Annotated in this window: 1 protein-coding gene; it reads left to right on the forward strand. The window is 71.0% G+C overall.

Going from position 1 to position 1,645, the window contains the following annotated elements:
- Positions 1–111 precede the first annotated feature (111 nt).
- On the forward strand, positions 112–1,629 hold the full coding sequence (locus GD970_RS21345; RefSeq protein ID WP_428841524.1) for an IS1634 family transposase: 1,518 nt from the start codon (positions 112–114) through the stop codon (positions 1,627–1,629).
- Positions 1,630–1,645 lie beyond the last annotated feature (16 nt).

A 1,645-nucleotide genomic window follows, 5' to 3' on the forward strand; every position in this document is an offset into this window, starting at 1 on the left:
CCTGACTTGGCTCACGAATCGGGGCTGACCGGTGGGGCGCCGCGCTGACCTGCAGGTTTGTCCGTTCGGTGCTGGGAAATGTGGCACTAAATCGGGGCCTAAGGTGGTCGGGTGTCGCCGCACATCCGCACCGTGAGGACCGCGTCGGGGGCGCGGGCGGTGCAGATCGTGTACTCCCGGCGCAAGGGCGCGCGCCAGATGGAGCACCTCGGCTCGGCCCACACCGACGAGGAGTACGAGCTGCTGCTGGCCGCGGCCCGGCAGCGGCTGGCCGCCGGGCAGGGCGAGCTCGACCTCGGCCTGGAGGAGCCGGGGACGGGCGGGCCGCTGCCGATCACCGCCACCCGGATGGAGCACCTGATCGGCGCGGTCCGGCGGATCTACGCCGACCTGGGCCTCGAAGACGCCGCCGGCGGTGATGAGGTCTTCTGGCAGCTGGTGCTGGCCCGCCTGGTCGAACCGACGAGCAAGCTCGACTCGCTGCGCGTGATCGAGGAGACCGGGCTGGCGCCGGCTTCCTACGCCACGGTCAAGCGGCGCCTGCCCCGCTACGCCGCCCCGGACTTCCGCAAGGCGCTGGCCGCTGCCCTGGCGGAGCGGGCGGAACTTGGCCCGGCGGCGCTGATCTTGTACGACGTGAGCACCTTGTACTTCGAGGCCGACGAGGGCGATGGGTTCCGCGAGCCGGGGTACTCCAAGGAACGGCGGATCGACCCGCAGATCACGATCGGGCTGCTCACCGACGCCACCGGGTTCCCGCTGATGGTCAACGCCTTCGAGGGCAACAAGGCCGAGACGAAGACCATGCTGCCGGTGATCGAGGCGTTCAAGGCGACCTACGCCCTCACCGACGTCACCGTGGTCGCCGACGCCGGGATGCTCTCCCACGACAACCGGGACGCGATCGAGGCGGCGGGGCTGTCCTACATCCTCGGCGCGAAGCTGCCCGACATCCCCTACGTGGTCGAGCAGTGGATGGCGGCCCACCCCGACACCGCGCCCGAGGACGGGCAGATCTTCACCGCCAAGACGTTCACCGGCCCCGCCGGGGCGCGGCGCGAGGCCCGGATCTACTACCAGTACCGCTCCGCCCGGGCCCGGCGCACGCTGCGCGGGATCGACGCCCAGGTCGCCAAGGCCGAGCAGGCCGCCGCCGGCAAGGCCCCGGTTAAGCGCAACCGGTTCCTCACCGTCACCGGCGAGGCACGCGCGGTCAACCGCGACCTGGAGGCCAAGGCCCGCGCGCTGGCCGGCTACAAGGGCTACCTGACCAACCTCCCGCCCGAGCGGGCCTCGGCCGAGTTCGTCATCGGCGCCTACCACCGGCTCTGGAACATCGAGAAGTCCTTCCGGATGTCCAAGCACGACCTCGCCGCCCGGCCGATCTACCACCGCCTGCAGGACTCCATCGACGCCCACCTGACCGTGGTCTTCGCCGCCCTGGCCGTCGCCCGCCGCCTCGAGCACCTCACCGACTGGTCCCTCAAGCGGTTCATCACCACCGCCCGCCGGTACAAGACCATCACCATCCGCGCCGGCGACCACGACATCACCGCCGCCGACCCCCTACCCGCCGACCTCACCCAGGCCCTGACCCGCATCCACGCTCCGGACGGCACGTGGCACTAAATTGAGCCAACTCAGG

Origin of the sequence: Georgenia thermotolerans, assembly GCF_009193185.1 — a bacterium.
Classification (GTDB): Bacteria; Actinomycetota; Actinomycetes; order Actinomycetales; family Actinomycetaceae; genus Georgenia; species Georgenia thermotolerans.